Genomic DNA, 17,121 nt, shown 5'->3' on the forward strand with positions numbered 1-17,121 from the left:
CGGCCAGATGCTCTTTCTGGCGTTGTCGAGCGCGTTGGGGCTGCATTTCGCGCCCCTGGGATACGAATTACCGCTGTGACGGCTCTCGCTCGGTCGGCTCACCTAAGGTGTGCATGAGACGATTGGCCCACCCGAAGAGCGCGCTCGAAAGAACGAGATCGACGGCCTCCAAAGTGTTCAGGCCTGCATTTGCCAGATTCGCTGCCGCGGCTTCTGGGATCGCGGGCGGGGTCTCAGACAACTGTGCGGAAAAGTCGAAGATGGCCTGGTCCCGCGGTTCGAGCTTGGCCTGGCGCTCTCGATCGAAAATCTCGTCGATGACATCGGGGCGCTTGGACAGGTTGTTGAAGCGCGAAGCGTGGACCGCGGCGCAATAAATGCAGCGGTTCACGACGGAAGCGCCGACTGCGCCTAACTCACGCTCTGCTGAGCTCAACCCGTCCTTTCCATACATGATCTGATTGAAGAGAGGCGATCGAACAGCCAGCGACTCCGGATCATGCGCGAGGGTCAGCACATAGGGCGATACCCCCTTATTGGATGGGGTGACCTGCATTGCGGCCAACTGCTCGGGCGTCGCAGATGCCAACTCAACCGGCCTTATATACGGCGACCAAACAGGGACCTGTGTGGTGAAGTTTTCGACGACGCGCGTCATTTTGCCCCCTTCAACGCCTGCAGGCCTTTGATCACCCTGGCTTGATAGCTGACGAACGCTGCCAATTCGGCGAGACGAACGATATCTGGCTCGCCCATGCCAGATGCTTGCAGCTTCTCGATATCGGCTCGCGTCGCGTCCCGAGGACGCAATGTCAGCAGGTCGGAATGCGCAACGATCGCGGCAGTCTGTGCGTCGGTTGCAGCGTCGTGCTGCTCATCAATCTCGCGGCTCTGCTGGATAAGCACCTCATAATGCTCAGCGAGCTTTGGCACCTCGTACTGGCGGGCCATCCGGGCAGCGAGGGCGGCGCGTAGTCCGTGACTTATGGCGCCCGGCGATCGAGGGAACAGCACGGCGTCGTGGGTTGATTGGCTCAGCCGCAGGATCTCAGCACGGTGCGAAAGGGCTTCGGCGAGATTCGAACCAGGACGAGCATCCACGATCTCTTCGATCAGTGTCACAGCAGGCGCCTCCTTGATCTGACCAGCGTGTCATCATGTGACTGATGCATCAAGAGAGGCCTTGTATTCAAAAAAGTTCGATTGCGCTCTCCATTCATCACACCTTCATATTTGATTTGCATCAAAGCGCGTTTAGCATCCGGCATATGCATGCCATTGGATCGGCCTTTCAGGTATGGTCTGCCCGCGAAGGCGCGGGCATGGCGCCGTTGACGCATGTCTCCCGTTGGCTGGCGGGATTGGAAGGCGGCCTGTCCAACAAGATCGCTCTCCGAGGGCAAGATGTTTGGAGACGCCGGCTTTGACCGCACCCGACGTCAACCTCCAAGCTCTGGAAGCGCGACTTGCGCAGGATCTGGCCTGGTTGGAGTTGCCCGCGAAGAGTTGGGTTCCGCCGCAGTACGTCGACGATAAGCGCGTTCGAGATGTCGTCATCGTCGGCGCCGGCATGGCAGGGCTCGTCGCGTCCGGCATGCTAAAGCGGCTTGGGGTCGACAATCAGCAGGTTCTGGATCGAGCGCCGTCAGGTCAAGAAGGGCCATGGGCAACCTACGCCCGGATGCGCACACTGCGATCTCCGAAGCAGTTGACCGGCCCGGCGATGGGCCTCCCAGCGCTGACGTTCCGAGCCTACTTTGAGGCTCGGTTCGGGTGTGAAGCCTGGGAGAAGCTCGACCGCGCACCGCGCCTGGTGTGGATGGATTATCTGATCTGGTATCGGAAAGTTCTGAGCCTGCCGGTCGAGAACGAAGTCGAAGTTCAGGCGATCGATCCACGTTCCGATGGCCTCTTGGCAATGAAGGTCGCTCGCAATGACGGGGTCGAGACGGTATTTGCCCGGCACGTCGTGCTAGCAAACGGACGAGACGGGCTCGGCGGCCCCTTTGTTCCATCGATAGCGGACGCCATTGATCGAAAGTTCTGGGCGCACACCGCGGACGAAATCAACTTTGAAGCGCTGCAAAACAAGCGCGTGGCGGTTATCGGCGCTGGCGCGTCTTCGATGGACAACGCTGCGGTGGCGCTGGAAACAGGGTGCGCCCGGCTCGACCTTTTCATCCGTCGCAACGACATCCCGCGGGTCAACAAGTTTACTGGTATCGGCAGCCAGGGCGTTATTCATGGCTTTGCGGGCCTGCCCGACGAGTGGAAGTGGCGCTTCCTGGATCACACCATCCGTGCGCAGACGCCACCGCCCAGACCGAGCACTCTGCGCGTGTCCCAGCACGCTAACGCTCACTTCCACCTCGGCAGCCCAATTCTGAAGCTTGAGGAGAAGGGTGATCACGTCGTTCTGACAACGCCGAAGGGCGCATACGATGTGGACTTCATCATCTTCGGCACGGGATTTCAGGTCGATCTCCTAGCGCGTCCAGAGCTTTCGGCCGTGGCCCGTTACATCAGGCTCTGGCGCGATCGGTTCGCGGCGCCCGAAGACATGCCCAATCCCGAGCTCGAAAATTCACCCGACCTCGGCGGAAGCTTCGAATTTCTGGAAAAGGTGCCCGGTTCCTGCCCCGCGCTGCACCAGATTCACTGCTTCAATTTCCCGGCGACGTTGAGCCACGGCAAGCTCTCGGGGGACATTCCCGCAATCAGCGAAGGAGCTGATCGGCTGGCTCGGGGGATTGTTCGCAGCCTATTCGTGGCCGATCGAGAGCGCCACTACGCAGCTCTCACAGCGTTCGACACGCCAGAACTTCTTGGAGACGAATGGACTGATGCCGACGCAGCCGTAGGAGCACCGCATGCAGCGGCGTGACAGAACCGGCAATCGACTCCCATTTTCTCCGGCTGCCCCGACAAGCGCCCTTTGATGTCGCACCCTGGAAAGGACACCAGCCCGCATGCTTGAACTCAAGAATATCAAGCTGTCCTATGGAAATACGCAGGTCCTCAACGGCGTCGATCTCTCGGTCAATCGCGGCGACGTGGTCTCCATCATCGGCCCGAGCGGCACAGGCAAGACCACCCTGCTGAAATGCATCAACTACCTCGTGAAGCCTTCATCCGGGACAATCGCGTTCGATCAGCTTCACATGGACTACGCTCAGGCCGACAAGAAGGCCATCCAGGCTATCCGGCTGCGTACCGCCATGGTCTTTCAGCAGTTCAACGTTTTCAAGAATATGACGGTCCTCCAGAACGTGATGGACCCGCTGGTCGTTGTGCAGCGGAAGTCGCAGGACGAGGCACGCGAGATCGCCCTTCGAGAGCTGGATCGCGTCGGCCTCTCGGCGAAACGGGATAGCTACCCCTCTCAGCTGTCAGGCGGCCAGTTGCAGCGAACAGGTATTGCCCGTGCACTCGCTGTGCGGCCCGACGTCATGCTGTTCGATGAGCCGACATCGTCGCTCGACCCCGAACTCGTCAGCGAAGTGCTGAAGGTCATCAAGGATGTGACCTCGTCCGGCATCACGTCACTGCTCGTTACACACGAGATGCAGTTCGCCAAAAATATCTCGAACCGGATCGTCTTCATGGATCAGGGCGTCGTTGCAGCTGACGGTAGTCCGGCCGAGATTTTTGACGCCCCCGCCAACCCACGCCTTGCCCAATTCCTGCAAACCGAACTCGCCTTCCACTGAGAAAAGGAGTTTTGAAGATGTCTGCGACGAATTCAATCTCTCGCCGCGGGTTCGCGGTCGTAGCCGGCAGCGCCATGGTCCTGCTTGCCACCGCAACCGGCGTCTTTGCCCAGGCAGCTGGGGGCGCACCGCGCGTGGTCAAGATCGCAACTTCAGCGGAATCCAAGCCGCTCGCCTGGGGAGCGATTGGCGTTGAGCCGCAGGGATATGAGCCCGATTTGCTGCGCGCCATCAACGCGAAGCTCCCTCAGTACAAGTTCGAGATGGAGGGCGTGGCGGACATCGCCCAGGAAACCGGCCTGGCTACTGGCAAGTACGACATTGCTTGCGGTGGATATTACAGGTCAGACGCCCGCGCGAAGCAGTTCGTCATCCCTGAGAACCCGATGGGGGCGAGCTTGCTGAAGATCTACAGCCGCAAGGATAGCGACATCTCGGCGATGAAGGATCTCGTAGGCAAGCGGATCGTTCCGCTCACCGCTGGAGGTGGCACCTATCGGTTCGTCGTCAGCTGGATGCAGGAGAACCCTAATCACAAGCTGGAAATCACCACGTCCAGCGCCGGTATCCCGTACCCGGATCGGCTCAAAGAGGTCCAGAATGGCAAGTTCGACGCGCTGATCCTGCCCTCGAACCTCGGTGAACAGACTGTCATTGAGGAGCAGAAGCTCGACATCAAGGCATCCGAGCCGGTCTTCAGCGCCAACACCTACATGCTGATCCATAAGGCCGACAAAAACAAAACCCTCGCCGAGGACGTGAACAAGGTCCTGAAGGAGCTCAAAGAAGACGGGACGATGGATAAACTTTCGAAAAAATGGTTCGGCGAAGAGATCGTCCGATACATGAAGTAACGCCTTTTACGGCAGTCGCACACAGAAGCCGGTTACGAGCGCCAGTTTTGAAAGGGAAGTGAACGTGGATCTTAAGACGATGATCCCCGAGTTGATGACGGCTCTGCCGCTGACGCTCGTTATCACTTTCGTGGCGTTGGTGGCCGGCTTCTGCTTGGCCCTCATAACGACGACATTGCGTGTCGTCCGGATCCCGATCCTAAGTTCGCTTGCAGCGCTCTACGTCTCCTATGCACGCAGTGTTCCTGTGGTGCTGCAGCTGTTCGTGGCCTTCTACGGACTGCCGCTCCTTGTCGCCATTTTCGGGATGGCTGATTTCTTCACCCCCACCGTCGCGGCGATGCTGGGGTTGAGCTTCTATCATGGCGGCTACTTGTCCGAGGTGATGCGCCCGGCGTATCTCGCAGTCGACCGAGGCCAGCACGATGCCGCGGACAGCCTTGGGTACACCTTCAGACAGAAAATGATGGGTGTCGTCGGCCCCCAAGCGGTGCACATCGCACTGCCTGGTTACGGCAACGCGCTCATCTACCTTACCCACAACGTCGCCCTCGTAATGTACATCGGCGCGGCAGACGTGATGGCCACCGCGCATCTCATCATGGAGCGCGCATACAACCAGTATCAGTTCGAGACTTATCTGGTCCTCGCGGTCATCTACTCGATCATGTGCCTGATTATCTGGGTGATCGTGCGGTACTTCGAGCGCCGCTCGCCCATGTACGTGCCAGCAGTCGGTCGCGCCAAGCGCGTGGCCATGCCTAGCCTCTGAGAGCAGGGACGACCGACATGTTTGAAGCGGACATTCTCCTCGAAGACATACGAGAAATCCTCAGCGCCGTGCCGTTCACGCTTTTCATGGCGCTGGTGACGTTCGTGTTCTCGACGATCATCGGCAGCCTGTTTGCCCTCGCCGAGTACCGGAATATCCCGATCCTTCGCGAGCTCATTTTTGTATACAAGGTCGCCTTCAAGGGCATCCCGCTCGTGATCGTCATCTTCCTTGGTTATTACGGCCTTCCGCCAACGATCCAATTCCTGGCATCGCTGATCGGGATCAATTTCAACGGGCACCACACTCCAAATTGGGTCCTGCTCGTCATCGGAGTGACTGCTTGCATCGCTGCCTTCCAGGCAGAGGTGATTAAGGGCGCGCTCAACTCCTTTGATAATGGCCAAGCCGACGCGGCTCGTTCGCTTGGTTACACGAATGGCCAGCTATTTCGCCGGGTGATGTTCCCGCAAGTGGTGATCGCAGCCATTCCGGACCTAACCAATTCCATTATGGTCATCATGAAGGCGCTGTCGCTGGGCTTCGCTATCGAGGTGGTCGACATTTTTGCCCAGTCGCAGCTCACAGCCGCGCTGAACTTCTACTACCTCGAGGCGTTCGTGATCGCCGTCGTAATCTACATGATCATCGCGTTCCTGGTCACGACCGCGGCGGACCGACTGGAGCGGTCGCTTCGGGTGTGGACCTAGCGCCTGTATTACGGGCCTTTACTTGGCCAGGAATCCTCGTCGGTTATCGGCGGCATCCCGCGATACGGAAGCCGCAGCCCGAGCCCTTTGTTGGGCGCCCTTGTTATCTCCTCACTCTTTGCATCGCTGCGCTCTTGCGAAGGCGGCGACGGGCCTTGGGTCCGGCAAAGCGACCGCCGGAAAACAATCGCATTGACGGAACCGGCGTAAAGACTTCGCGTTAAGACCCTGCGGCATTGCAGGCGGTGGCCATGATGGCATCAGGAGCGATCAAATCGGGCTTGATCCTCGCAGCAATCGCCCTAGGTGCGACCAAAGCGTCGCTGCTAATTCAGCATCTTTTCCCTTCGCAGCCGATGTTGATTCTCCTCGGGCCGGTCCTGGCAGCCGCCGCTGTGGCGACGATCTTTTACAGGCAGCACTGACTTGGCGACTGCAGAGCAGAATAGCAGCCCCGTCGTGGAACCATCGAAGCCTCGCCTTCTAAAGGTCCTTGGGCCCGGATTAATCACCGGTGCGTCTGACGACGACCCGAGCGGGATTGCAACCTACTCGCAAGCGGGCGCGCAATTCGGGTTTTCGATCACCTGGACGTTGTTGCTGACACTGCCTTTGATGGCCGTCATTCAGGAGATCGCGGGCCGGATTGGCCGCGCCAGCGGGCTGGGACTTGCTGGCGTTATAAGCAAAAATTTCCCTGCCTGGGTTATGCAAACGATCGTCTTTCTCTTGTTTTTCGCAAACATAATCAATATCGGGGCAGATTTGGGTGCGATGGGCGATGCTGTTAAATTGATAATCGGCGGGCCAAGTACGATTTACGTAGTTATATTCGGATTTAGTTGCGTGTTAATGCAAGTGTTTATGAAATATAAGCGATACGTCTCTGTCTTGAAGTGGCTGACAATTTCGCTGTTTGCCTATTTTGGAACTGTGCCGGCCGTCAATGTGCCGTGGTCGGAAGCGCTGCGCGGCCTCGTCATCCCAACTTTCAACCCAGATCCTCAATTCTGGACCGTCGTCGTGGCGATTTTGGGCACTACCATCAGCCCCTATCTGTTCTTCTGGCAGGCAGCGCAGGAAGTCGAGGATCTGGGTGAGAAGCCGACGAGAACAGCCCTGATCGACGCGCCGAAGCAGGCACCCAAGGCACTTGCGAGGATTCGAACTGACACCGTGGTTGGAATGGCATTCTCCAACCTTGTGGCACTGGCGATTGTAATTACGGCGGCTGCAACGCTCAACGCCAATGGCGTAACTGACGTCCAAAGCTCGGCCCAAGCCGCTGAGGCCCTAAAGCCCGTCGCCGGTCAGTTTGCATTTTCCATCTTCGCTCTCGGGATCATTGGAACCGGCCTTCTCGCTGTCCCGGTGTTAGGAGGATCGGCGGCGTATGCGCTCGGCGAGGTCATGAAATGGCCCGTTGGGCTAGCTCGACCCCCGAAAGAGGCTAAGGCGTTCTATGCAACCTTGAGCATCGCGACCCTCGCGGGAGTCGCGCTCGACTTTACGCCGATCGATCCGATCAAAGCGCTCTTCTGGAGCGCGGTGGTAAATGGCGTAGTTGCGGTGCCGGTGATGGCGATCATGATGATCATCGCTGTTCGCGACGATGTCATGGGCAAGGGTTCGATCCCGACTTGGATGACGGTGGTTGGCTGGACCGCTACCGGAATCATGGCTCTCGCCGCGCTCGCGATGGGCGCGCTGTCGCTGATGTAGTCTATCGCTCTACTTGAGCTGGGTGTCTCCCGGCGGAAGCACGGTGGGGAGATAGGCCTTCTGGCCCAGCGCTTGGCGTGCCGAGAGCTACGCGGCGCTACGATGGGCGACAGAGGGAAAGGGGCGGGCTCGTTTTACCTATGCTGATGCTGTCCCGAAGTAGTCGAAGGATGAACTCAAGGCGATGCCTGATCACGTCCACCCATAGAATGTCCTCGCTAACAGGCGACGCTATCGGCATTGCGCCGCTGGCTCCACGCCCCGGTCGCTTTTGCCCCTAGACACGCGGGGCGTATGCAGACGGCCTAACACTTCGGCTGCTGTCTCACATCGGTCCATTCGCTATTTTCTGTCGGGAAGGATCAAAAATCTTGCTGGGCGGTTCATGTGAGTACCGCGGGATGCGGTTCACTTGGAGTTGAAACGATGCCTCAAGAGAAGCCTGGTCAGCATCACGACCATCCCGGCCACAAGCCCGGTGACCTCGATCAGCATGGCCATCGAGATAAGGCTGGACAAAAGGAAGTCCCGGGGAAGCATCATGATCACCCCGGCCACAAGCCTGGCGATCTCGACCAGCACGGTAATCGCGATAAAGGCGCGACAGACAAGACTTAAGAAATCATTCGAGGCGGAGGGCAAAACAAATTTTGCCCTCCGTAGACCCCTGTCTGCTTTAGACGCACCGCACCCTCTGTGAGCCATCGCAGATCCATCAGTGCGGTCTCCAAATATCTCCCTGATAGGACGTCCCGCACCGTATGCTGACGAGCCAAGGTGAGATCACGAAGCTGCGATTTTGCTTGCTCGGTGTCAAACAGACGCAGTTTTCGCCCTTTTGCGCCATATGACGGTATGTCAGAACAGGTGCCATGAAGTTTCGACTTCTCACGAATGTGTTGGTCCTTGGGCTGTTCGTCACGGCCACGATGTTGGCTGCGCTGGTGGCGCCGGCAAAGGCTGGTTACGCCCGCGTGGACAGCGAGACGATGGCGGCAATGTCGCCTGAGATGCCGTGCTGCCCCAATCCGAAAGACAAGCAACCGGATTGCGCGACGAACTGCCCAGCCGTCAGCTTCTGCCTGGCCAAGAGCTTCGCGAGCGAACCCACGGCGTCTGACCTGGTTGTTCAACCTGTTGTCGTAATGCTCGGGCTTGCGGGCAATGAGGCCGCACGCCTCTCACAACCGAGCGAGCCACCCGCCCGACCTCCACGAACCTGAGACATAGCCGGCGCTCATGCGCCGGTCGCGACCGCACGGTAAATCCGAGCGGCCGGTGCGCCGTGGCTAACGCCACGTTTGGAACTGCACGCGCAGGCGCAGCAGTCTTACCGTCTCAGGATCTCGACAATGATTTTCACCCGCACTTCGCGCGCGCTTATCGCCGCGTTTCCGCTCGCCGCCGTTGCGCTTCCAGCTCTGGCGGAGGTCAAGGATTACGAATTCCGCCTCACTCAGAGTGAATTCAAGCAGGGCGATGGCATCGTCATCACCGTCAAGCTGATCGACAAGCGATCCGGAAAACCGGTGCCGGATGCTGTCATTTTTGCCAAGCGCATCGACATGGAGCCGGAAGGTATGGCCACAATGGCCTCTCCGATCGAAGCGCTACCTGCTCCGGAAGCAGGGGCCTACAGCTTCAAGACCAATTTGGTCATGGAAGGCGGTTGGCGGTTGTCGCTTGGCGCCAAGGTCCAGGGCGAAACCGGCACGCTCGAAAACAAGCTGATCCTCAAGGCCGTGCCATGAAACGCCTCGCCCTCACGGGCCTCGCTCTCGCCGCCGTTCTGGCGGCGGGAGGTGCGGGCTATTGGGTCGGGCAACGCGGCCTTGCGGTCGGCTGGCGCGGGTGGCTCAGCATCGAAGGTTCGCTCGCGGCAAACGAGCCCGTCGGAACCGGTCCGGTCATCTACTATCAGGACCCCGACCGGAAGCCCGTCTATTCGGCGCAGCCGCGCCGGACCGAGGACGGCAGGCTCTTCACGGCCGTCCTCGCCAGCCAGGACGTCAGCTTCGAGGTGAAGCCTCCGAGCGAGGAGCGGACGGCGCAGGCCGACCCGAAGCGTGTCCTTTACTACCGCAATCCCATGGGGCTCCCGGATACCTCGCCGGTGCCGAAGAAAGACTCGATGGGGATGGATTATCTCCCCGTCTACCAGGGCGAGGGAAATGAGGACGGCGTCATCAAGCTTTCGCCCGGGCGTATCCAGCGCAGCGGCGTCCGTTCCGAACCCGTCCGCCGTCAGAGCATTGCCCAAACCATTCATGTGCCCGGCGTGGTCCAGCTCGACGAGCGGCGTATCTCCGTCGTGACGATACGCGCCGATGCCTTCGTCCAGGAGGTCGCGGCGGTCACGACCGGCGACCACGTCACGAAGGGAACCCGGCTGGCGCGGATTTACTCGCCCGAGATCAGCACGGCCGGCGCGCAGTTCATCACCGAACTCAATGCCGCGGCGCGCGGCGTACCCGAAGGCGGCGCAAGACAGCGGCTCGAAAACCTCGGCGTCCCTTCGGAGGTCATCGCCGAGATCGAGCGCAGCCGGAAGGTGCCGCTCACGATCAACTGGTCGGCACCGCGTGACGGGATCGTGCTCGAACGTTCGGTCAGCGATGGCATGAGGATGGCCGCCGGCGGCAGCCTGTTTCGACTCGCCGACATCTCGACGATCTGGGTTCTGGCCGATGTTCCGGAACGCCAACTGGCTGCCGTCAGCATCGGCGCACCGGCCACAGTGCGGCTGCGCGGTCGCCCGGGAAGTTCCTTCGAGGGGCGCGTCAGCGTGATCTACCCGGAGATCGCCGAGGCAACGCGCACCGCTAAGGTCCGCATCGAGATCGGCAACCGTGACGGCATGCTGCTGCCGAACATGTATGCCGATGTCGATATCGGCTCCGGTGATGCAGCTCCGGAACTCGCCGTTCCCGATAGTGCCGTGATCGATAGCGGCACGCGCCGCATCGTCATCCTCGATCTGGGCGAGGGCCGCTTCGCACCGCGCGAGGTCAAGCTCGGCCGCCGCGGCGACGGCATGGTCGCGATCACCGAAGGCGTCTCGGAGGGTGACCGCATCGTCGTCTCGGCCAACTTCCTGATCGATGCCGAGAGCAACCTTAAGGCCGCCCTGAGTGGCTTCGCCCAGCCGGAGGCCAAGCCATGATCGCCCGCCTGATCGCCTGGTCGGCGCGCAATCTGATCCTCGTCTTCGTCGCAGCGGCATTTGCCGTGGCAGCCGGTGTCTATGCGCTGAAGACCTTGCCGCTCGATGCCATCCCCGACCTCTCCGACGTCCAGGTCATCGTCTACACCGAATATCCCGGCCAGGCGCCGCAGGTCATCGAGGACCAGGTCACCTATCCGCTGACGACCTCGATGCTCACCGTGCCGAAGGCACGTGTCGTGCGCGGCTTCTCCTTCTTCGGCGTTTCCTTCGTCTACGTCATCTTCGAGGACGGCACCGATCCCTATTGGGCGCGCTCGCGCGTGCTCGAATATCTCAACGCGGCCGCGCGCCGTCTGCCTTCGGGCGTCTCGCCAACGCTCGGGCCGGACGCGACTGGGGTCGGCTGGGTCTATCAGTACGCGGTCATGGCCAAGAACATGTCGCTGGCCGAGCTGCGCTCCTTGCAGGATTGGGTGGTGCGCTTCGCCGCCTCGCGTGCGGAGGGCGTGGCCGAGGTCGCCAGCGTCGGCGGCTTCGTCAAGCAATACGCGATCGTGGTCGACCCCGTGCGTTTGCGTGCGCAGGGTGTCTCGCTCGCGACGCTGCGCGAGGCGGTCCGCAGCAGCAACATGGATGTCGGCGGACGCACGGTCGAGCTCAGCGAGTTCGAGTTCATGGTGCGCGGCCGCGGCTATCTGAAGTCGATCGCCGATATCGAGAACATCGTCCTGAAAAGCGATAGGGGTGTGCCGCTGCGCCTCTCCGACGTGGCCCGTGTCGAACTCGGCCCCGACGAGCGGCGCGGCATCACCGAACTCAATGGCGAGGGGGAGGTCGCAAGCGGCATCGTGCTCCAGCGCTTCGGCGCCAACGCGCTCTCCGTAATCGAGCATGCCAAGGCGCGACTTGCCGAGGTCGCGGCGAGCCTGCCGGGCGGGGCAGAGATCGTGCCGGTCTACGACCGCTCCGGGCTGATCGAGCGGGCGATCGAGACGCTGAAGGGCACGCTGATCGAGGAGAGCATCATCGTCGCCCTGGTCTGCATCGTCTTCCTGCTGCATCTGCGCAGCGCCCTGGTCGCGATCATTATGCTGCCCGTCGGCATCCTGATGGCGTTCGCGGCGATGAAGGTGCTCGGCCTCGGCTCCAACATCATGAGCCTCGGCGGCATCGCCATCGCCGTCGGCGCCATGATCGACGCCGCCATCGTCATGATCGAGAACGCCCATAAGCACCTCGAACGAGCCGCGCCGGACAAGCCACGCATCGACATCCTGATCGAGGCGGCCAGCGAGGTCGGCCCGGCGCTGTTCTTCAGCCTGCTCGTCATCACGGTCTCGTTCTTGCCGATCTTCACCTTGGAAGCGGAGGAGGGCCGTCTGTTCGGGCCGCTCGCCTTCACCAAGACCTTCGCCATGGCAGCGGCCGCCCTCCTGTCGGTGACCCTCGTTCCGGCGCTGATGGTCGTCTTCGTGAAGGGGAGGATCATCCCGGAGAGCCGGAACCCGATCAATCGCGGTTTGATAGCGCTCTACCGTCCTATGATCCGCGGCGTTCTCGGCGCCAAGACCCTGACCATCGCGCTGGCATTAGCGGTGCTCGCACTCAGCTTCTGGCCGGCGCGGCAGCTCGGCTCGGAGTTCATGCCGTCCCTCGACGAGGGCACGCTGATGTACATGCCCACCACCTTGCCCGGGATCTCGGTGACCAAGGCGGCCGAGCTGCTGCAAACTCAGAACCGGATCATCCGCTCGTTCCCGGAAGTGGCCTCGGTCTACGGCAAGGCCGGACGCGCCCAGACAGCAACCGATCCGGCGCCAACCGAGATGTTCGAAACCATCATCAACCTGAAGCCCAAGGCGGAATGGCGCGAGGGCGTCACGCTCGACAGTCTCAAGGCGGAGATGGACAAGGCGCTCCAGTTCCCCGGCGTCTCCAACGCCTGGACGCAGCCGATCCGGGCCCGCATCGACATGCTGGCAACCGGTATCCGCACGCCGATCGGGGTCAAGGTGTTCGGCACCGATCTCGCGCAGATGGAGGCAGTCTCGCGCCAGATCGAGACGGTGCTGAAGACCGTGCCGGGGACGAGCAGCGCCTATGCTGAACGCGTGATCGGCGGCTACTTCCTCGACATCGTGCCGGACCGGATCGCACTCGGCCGCTACGGGCTTTCCGTTGGCGACGTCCAGAATGCGGTCGTGATGGCGATGGGCGGCGAGACCGTGACGACGACGGTCGAGGGCCGCGAGCGCTACGGCGTCAGCATCCGCTATCCCCGCGATCTGCGCTCCGATCCACAGGCGATTGCCCGCGAGGTCCAGGTCTCGACGCCGTCCGGCGCCAGCGTGCCGCTTGGCGAGGTCGCAAGCGTCGAGCGCAAGCGTGGCGCGACCTCAATACGGACCGAAAATGGCGAACTCGCGGTCTACATCTTCGTGGACACGGTCGGGCGCGACCTCGGCGGTTATGTCCGCGATGCTCAGAATGCGATCGCCCAGAGCATCAAGCTGCCCGCGGGCTACCGCATCGCCTGGAGCGGTCAGTTCGAATATCTCGAACGGGCCGAGGCACGCCTGAAGCTGGTCGTGCCGGTGACGCTCGCGATCATCTTCATGCTGCTCTACCTGAATTTCCGCAGGCTGACCGAGACCTTCATCGTCATGCTGTCGCTGCCCTTCGCGCTGGTCGGAGGCATCTGGCTGCTCTGGTGGCTCGGCTTCAACATGTCGGTCGCCGTTGCCGTCGGCTTCATCGCTCTCGCCGGTGTCGCCGCCGAGACCGGCGTGATCATGCTGATCTATCTCGATCACGCGCTCAGTGAGGTGCGTGCGCGCTGCGAAGCGCAGGGGCGGGCGTTCTCGCGCGCGGACCTGCACGAGGCGATCATGCTGGGCGCCGTCGAGCGCGTTCGGCCGAAGATCATGACCGTGGTCGCGATCATGGCGGGCCTGCTGCCGATCCTCTGGAACACCGGCACGGGCTCGGAGGTGATGCAGCGCATCGCCGTGCCAATGATCGGCGGTATGGTTTCCTCGACCGTTCTGACACTGCTCGTGATCCCTGCGATCTACGGCCTGGTCAAGGGCTGGCGGCTTCCGCCGGCCGAGGAAACCAACATTGCGGCAGTCCAGCCTGCGTTGTTGAAGCGGCAAGCTGTGGTCGTTGAATAAGGTGGAGTGACTGACATGCGCGACATGATGAATGGGATGGGATGGAGCATGGGGGCTTTCCACTGGCTCGGCGTCGCCGTGCTGCTGTTGGCGATCGCCGCCTTGGTCAAATACGTCTTCTTTCGGTGAAGGTGCGGTCGAGATTGAAGGAGAACGAGTATGCAGATCGATATCCCACTAAGCCGCCGCGGGCTGTTCATCGGAGCGGCGCAGGCCTTCGCGGCCGTCGCTCTGGCCGGACCGGCGGCGGCGGCAGAGATGCTGCCGAAAATGACTGTGACCCGGGATCCGAACTGCGGTTGTTGCAGCAACTGGGTCAAGCATATCAAAGCTGCGGGTTTTCAGGTCGATGTGGTCGAGCTCGATGACGTGATGCCGCTTAAAGCCAAGCTTGGCGTGCCGGAGGCTCTGATGTCGTGCCACACGGCGGAGATCGGCGGTTATGTCATAGAAGGGCATGTCCCGGCCGAGGCGGTGAAGCGACTGCTCGTCGAGCGCCCGAAGGCGATCGGCATCGTGGTGCCTGGCATGCCGGTCGGTTCTCCCGGCATGGAGGTGCCTGGTCAGCCGCCGCAGCCCTACGAGATCGCCATCTTTTCGGCCGGCAAGCAGCACGTGTTTGCGCGCTACCGAGGGCTTCAGCAGGTCTGATCTGGTCAGGGATTGAACGCGGAGCCGGGCGAGCATAGCGCCCGGCTCAACGGTCGCGTTATTGCTTCGCAGTGCAGACGACGCGAGTTTGTTCCATGTAAAGCGCGCCGTCTCGCTTGGAGATTTCAAAGGTGCGCTGAAGGCCGCTGTCGAAGGTCACCACTACCGCGCTATCGCCAAGCGTGAAGTTCCCGCTGCTCTGCCAGAGGCCATCATACTAGAAGCGCCCATCGTTATCGAGGGTGAAGTGCGCCCCTCCTGCTGTCGCACAGACCTTGCCGTTGATCGCGCTGGTAATTTCTTCAACGCCCAAGGCCATGTTGGCACGGTGGGCTACGGCGGGTTCAAGCTGAATCAGGAGAAGCAAGCAGGTCGCCGATAGGGCGATTTGGCGGGACATCCTCATCATGGCCTCCTCCGGATTGCCCCGAGGACAACCCGGTCGGGGCTTGAGGATCTGGGGTTGAAATGGGGATGTCGGCTTCAGATGTGAAGTTTTTCACCTCTGCCGCGCGAGAATAGCCTCCATTTGCGCGATTTCCGCCCTTTGCGATTTGGTGATCCCCTGACAGAGCGCGACGATCTCCGGATCAGTGATGCTGGCTTTCTCGCACATCAGGATCGCGCCGGAATGATGTGGGATCATTGCGCGCAGGAACTCGGCATTTCCAATGCCGGCTTGGGTTCGCATGGCTATGAAGCCAGCGATAAAGACGGCAACTGCGCCGCCGCCGATGATCATGTTCAACTGCGGCGATGGGAACATGGCGCGCATTGAGACGAGCATGACGAGCGTCATCGGCGCCACCATCATCATGGTCATGTAGACGTTGTTGAGATTGAAATGGAAATGCGCAAGCGCTGCGATCATGGTGTACATGACGAGAAACATCACGATGAAATCCAGCGTCAGTTCGATCGCTAGGCGGCCGTAATGGTTCTGGCCTCTATGGCCAATGCCATGCTCTATGATGGCCTCCTTTCGGAAAGCTCAAGCGGACCTCGATACGAGCCAAAACTTCCAGAAGCGGCGCTATTTGCCCTTCGTTTTCAGCCATTCGTCGATCGTCTTGATCTCGTTTTCCTGCGCGCTGACGATTTCGGTGGCGAGCTTCTTGACGGTTGGGTCCTTGCCATTCGCGAGGACAACCTTGGCCATATCGATTGCGCCTTGATGGTGGGCTTTCATCTGCATCATGAAATCCACGTCGGCATCGCCGGTAAATTTCGACGGCATCGCCTGCATCATCCGCATCATGCTCGCCTTGTATTCCTTGGTTGATGCGGAATCGGAGGCCTCCGGCATCATCATTTTCATGGGCATACTATCGCCCATCTGGGGCTTAGGGGCTGGCTGGGCGAATGCCGCGGTCATCATTGAGGCCGCGAGGCCAGCGGTCAGAACGAGGCGCATCATCTGAATTCTCCAGAAATTCGAGGGCAGGAACGGCTACGCCGCCATCTTTCGGCAGCTTTCTGCACAACTACGGCAGGCTTGGACGCAATCATCCATGTCTCCGATCCGCTCGCATTCGTTGGCGCAGTCTTCGCAGATGTCAGCGCATTCGGCGCAGAGATGCTTATGATGCGAGGAGCCGATGATCATGACCTGGGCACTGGCGCGACAGATCTCGGCGCAAGCGAGCATCAGCTGGATATGCTCGGGGGCAGCGTGCGATCCGCCGAGCTTGAGGCAGTGGTTTGTGCTCATGCCGAGGCAGGCTTGATAACACTGCAAGCATTCGTCGATGCAGGCCTGCATCTCTGGGGCGGGGCGGTGCATGGTCTACTCCTTGAGCCAGTTGCGGTGGCGGTGAGCTTCCTGCTCCAAGGAAAGACGCGGGCGACGAGCGGGGGTTCCTGCCCGTTACAATCTGTAACAATGTGCTCGCTTGGTTGTGCTGTTGCCGTGCGGCGCAGTGATCATGCGTAGGGCGTCGCGACCGAACGATGTCCGCTGGGGGATCTGACAGGCGGTAGTGTGCGGAGGGACCGACTCGGCGCCGTCGGCTTCGCGGCGACGGCGAAAGGTAGTGCCCGCCCGGAGCGCGTTGCCGCGCTATCCCTTCACGGCCATTCTCATCAGCCCGATGGCCGAGATTTAAAATACCGTTCGATAGCGCGCCGCGCTAGATCCGCCTCATCCTCAGCGATTGGGATGAGACCCACGACGATGTCGGCGAGGCGCAACCGCTCGGTGTCGCAGTCGACATTGTCTTTCAGCGACGCCCTAATCTGATGCCAGGCTGCGTCGAGTGCGGCTTCTGCGCGCGCGATGTCGACGGGATCATTCAGGGAATGACCTGAGCCCCGACTTTCCTCCGGTTATGGGGAGAGTCCTAGGGTTGATTTAGGGCCTATGC

General features: G+C 60.8%; 18 protein-coding genes. 12 read left to right on the plus strand and 6 right to left on the minus strand.

Features of this window, described 5'->3' with window-relative positions:
• Positions 1 to 67: 67 nt before the first annotated feature.
• Positions 68 to 658 carry a peroxidase-related enzyme gene (locus BGO20_RS22605; RefSeq protein WP_291664787.1) on the minus strand — a complete coding sequence of 197 codons (591 nt, stop codon included), beginning with the start codon at positions 656 to 658 and terminating at the stop codon, positions 68 to 70.
• Positions 655 to 1,122 (minus strand): CMD domain-containing protein, encoded by a 468-nt coding sequence (locus tag BGO20_RS22610; RefSeq protein WP_291664785.1) that lies wholly within the window; start codon positions 1,120 to 1,122, stop codon positions 655 to 657. The genes BGO20_RS22605 and BGO20_RS22610 overlap by 4 nt, the downstream gene beginning before the upstream one ends.
• 301 nt (positions 1,123 to 1,423) lie before the next feature.
• On the opposite strand from BGO20_RS22610, the gene BGO20_RS22615 reads away from it, so the two are divergent.
• The 6 genes from BGO20_RS22615 (at position 1,424) to BGO20_RS22640 (ending at position 7,768) form a co-directional block, all read left to right on the plus strand.
• Entirely contained in the window at positions 1,424 to 2,884 is a 1,461-nt protein-coding gene (locus BGO20_RS22615; RefSeq protein ID WP_291664783.1) for an NAD(P)-binding domain-containing protein, read from the plus strand.
• Between the two features lie 85 nt (positions 2,885 to 2,969).
• Positions 2,970 to 3,710 (plus strand): amino acid ABC transporter ATP-binding protein, encoded by a 741-nt coding sequence (locus tag BGO20_RS22620; RefSeq protein WP_291664782.1) that lies wholly within the window; start codon positions 2,970 to 2,972, stop codon positions 3,708 to 3,710.
• Between the two features lie 17 nt (positions 3,711 to 3,727).
• A complete protein-coding gene (locus BGO20_RS22625) occupies positions 3,728 to 4,564 on the plus strand; it encodes a transporter substrate-binding domain-containing protein (RefSeq protein ID WP_291664780.1) in 837 nt (278 codons plus the stop codon).
• A 64-nt stretch (positions 4,565 to 4,628) separates the two neighbouring features.
• Positions 4,629 to 5,336 (plus strand): amino acid ABC transporter permease, encoded by a 708-nt coding sequence (locus BGO20_RS22630; RefSeq protein WP_291548018.1) that lies wholly within the window; start codon positions 4,629 to 4,631, stop codon positions 5,334 to 5,336.
• 17 nt (positions 5,337 to 5,353) lie between these two features.
• Positions 5,354 to 6,046, plus strand: a complete 693-nt coding sequence (locus BGO20_RS22635) for an amino acid ABC transporter permease (RefSeq protein ID WP_291548017.1) — start codon at positions 5,354 to 5,356, stop codon at positions 6,044 to 6,046.
• A gap of 459 nt (positions 6,047 to 6,505) precedes the next feature.
• The gene (locus BGO20_RS22640) at positions 6,506 to 7,768 is read left to right on the plus strand and encodes an NRAMP family divalent metal transporter (protein WP_299858867.1); all 1,263 of its coding nucleotides are present in this window, start codon (positions 6,506 to 6,508) and stop codon (positions 7,766 to 7,768) included.
• Positions 7,769 to 8,176: 408 nt separating this feature from the next.
• On the opposite strand, the gene BGO20_RS22645 is transcribed toward BGO20_RS22640, so the two are convergent.
• On the minus strand, positions 8,177 to 8,350 hold the full coding sequence (locus tag BGO20_RS22645) for a hypothetical protein (RefSeq protein WP_291548014.1): 174 nt from the start codon (positions 8,348 to 8,350) through the stop codon (positions 8,177 to 8,179).
• A gap of 290 nt (positions 8,351 to 8,640) precedes the next feature.
• On the opposite strand from BGO20_RS22645, the gene BGO20_RS22650 reads away from it, so the two are divergent.
• The 6 genes from BGO20_RS22650 to BGO20_RS22675 all read left to right on the plus strand — a co-directional run bounded on the left by BGO20_RS22650 (position 8,641) and on the right by BGO20_RS22675 (position 15,140).
• Positions 8,641 to 8,991 carry a hypothetical protein gene (locus BGO20_RS22650; protein WP_291548013.1) on the plus strand — a complete coding sequence of 117 codons (351 nt, stop codon included), beginning with the start codon at positions 8,641 to 8,643 and terminating at the stop codon, positions 8,989 to 8,991.
• 129 nt (positions 8,992 to 9,120) lie between these two features.
• Positions 9,121 to 9,519: a FixH family protein gene (locus BGO20_RS22655; RefSeq protein ID WP_291548012.1), complete on the plus strand. Its 399-nt coding sequence runs from the start codon at positions 9,121 to 9,123 to the stop codon at positions 9,517 to 9,519.
• A complete protein-coding gene (locus BGO20_RS22660) occupies positions 9,516 to 10,931 on the plus strand; it encodes an efflux RND transporter periplasmic adaptor subunit (protein WP_291548011.1) in 1,416 nt (471 codons plus the stop codon). Before BGO20_RS22655 ends, BGO20_RS22660 begins: the two co-directional genes overlap by 4 nt.
• Positions 10,928 to 14,107 carry an efflux RND transporter permease subunit gene (locus BGO20_RS22665; RefSeq protein WP_291664776.1) on the plus strand — a complete coding sequence of 1,060 codons (3,180 nt, stop codon included), beginning with the start codon at positions 10,928 to 10,930 and terminating at the stop codon, positions 14,105 to 14,107. The genes BGO20_RS22660 and BGO20_RS22665 overlap by 4 nt, the downstream gene beginning before the upstream one ends.
• Before the next feature lie 159 nt (positions 14,108 to 14,266).
• A complete protein-coding gene (locus BGO20_RS22670) occupies positions 14,267 to 14,758 on the plus strand; it encodes a DUF411 domain-containing protein (protein WP_291550195.1) in 492 nt (163 codons plus the stop codon).
• A gap of 88 nt (positions 14,759 to 14,846) precedes the next feature.
• The gene (locus BGO20_RS22675) at positions 14,847 to 15,140 is read left to right on the plus strand and encodes a hypothetical protein (protein WP_291664774.1); all 294 of its coding nucleotides are present in this window, start codon (positions 14,847 to 14,849) and stop codon (positions 15,138 to 15,140) included.
• A 117-nt stretch (positions 15,141 to 15,257) separates the two neighbouring features.
• Here the strand turns inward: BGO20_RS22675 and BGO20_RS22680 are convergent, their stop codons facing one another.
• The 3 genes from BGO20_RS22680 to BGO20_RS22690 all read right to left on the minus strand — a co-directional run bounded on the left by BGO20_RS22680 (position 15,258) and on the right by BGO20_RS22690 (position 16,541).
• Complete coding sequence (locus BGO20_RS22680) at positions 15,258 to 15,650, minus strand: DUF305 domain-containing protein (protein ID WP_291550205.1); 393 nt, start codon at positions 15,648 to 15,650, stop codon at positions 15,258 to 15,260.
• A gap of 141 nt (positions 15,651 to 15,791) precedes the next feature.
• Complete coding sequence (gene copM, locus BGO20_RS22685) at positions 15,792 to 16,175, minus strand: CopM family metallochaperone (RefSeq protein WP_291550191.1); 384 nt, start codon at positions 16,173 to 16,175, stop codon at positions 15,792 to 15,794.
• A 33-nt stretch (positions 16,176 to 16,208) separates the two neighbouring features.
• Entirely contained in the window at positions 16,209 to 16,541 is a 333-nt protein-coding gene (locus tag BGO20_RS22690; RefSeq protein ID WP_291550189.1) for a four-helix bundle copper-binding protein, read from the minus strand.
• Positions 16,542 to 17,121 lie beyond the last annotated feature (580 nt).

It is taken from the genome of Allobosea sp. 67-29, assembly GCF_001898115.1.
Taxonomy (GTDB): domain Bacteria; phylum Pseudomonadota; class Alphaproteobacteria; order Rhizobiales; family Beijerinckiaceae; genus Allobosea.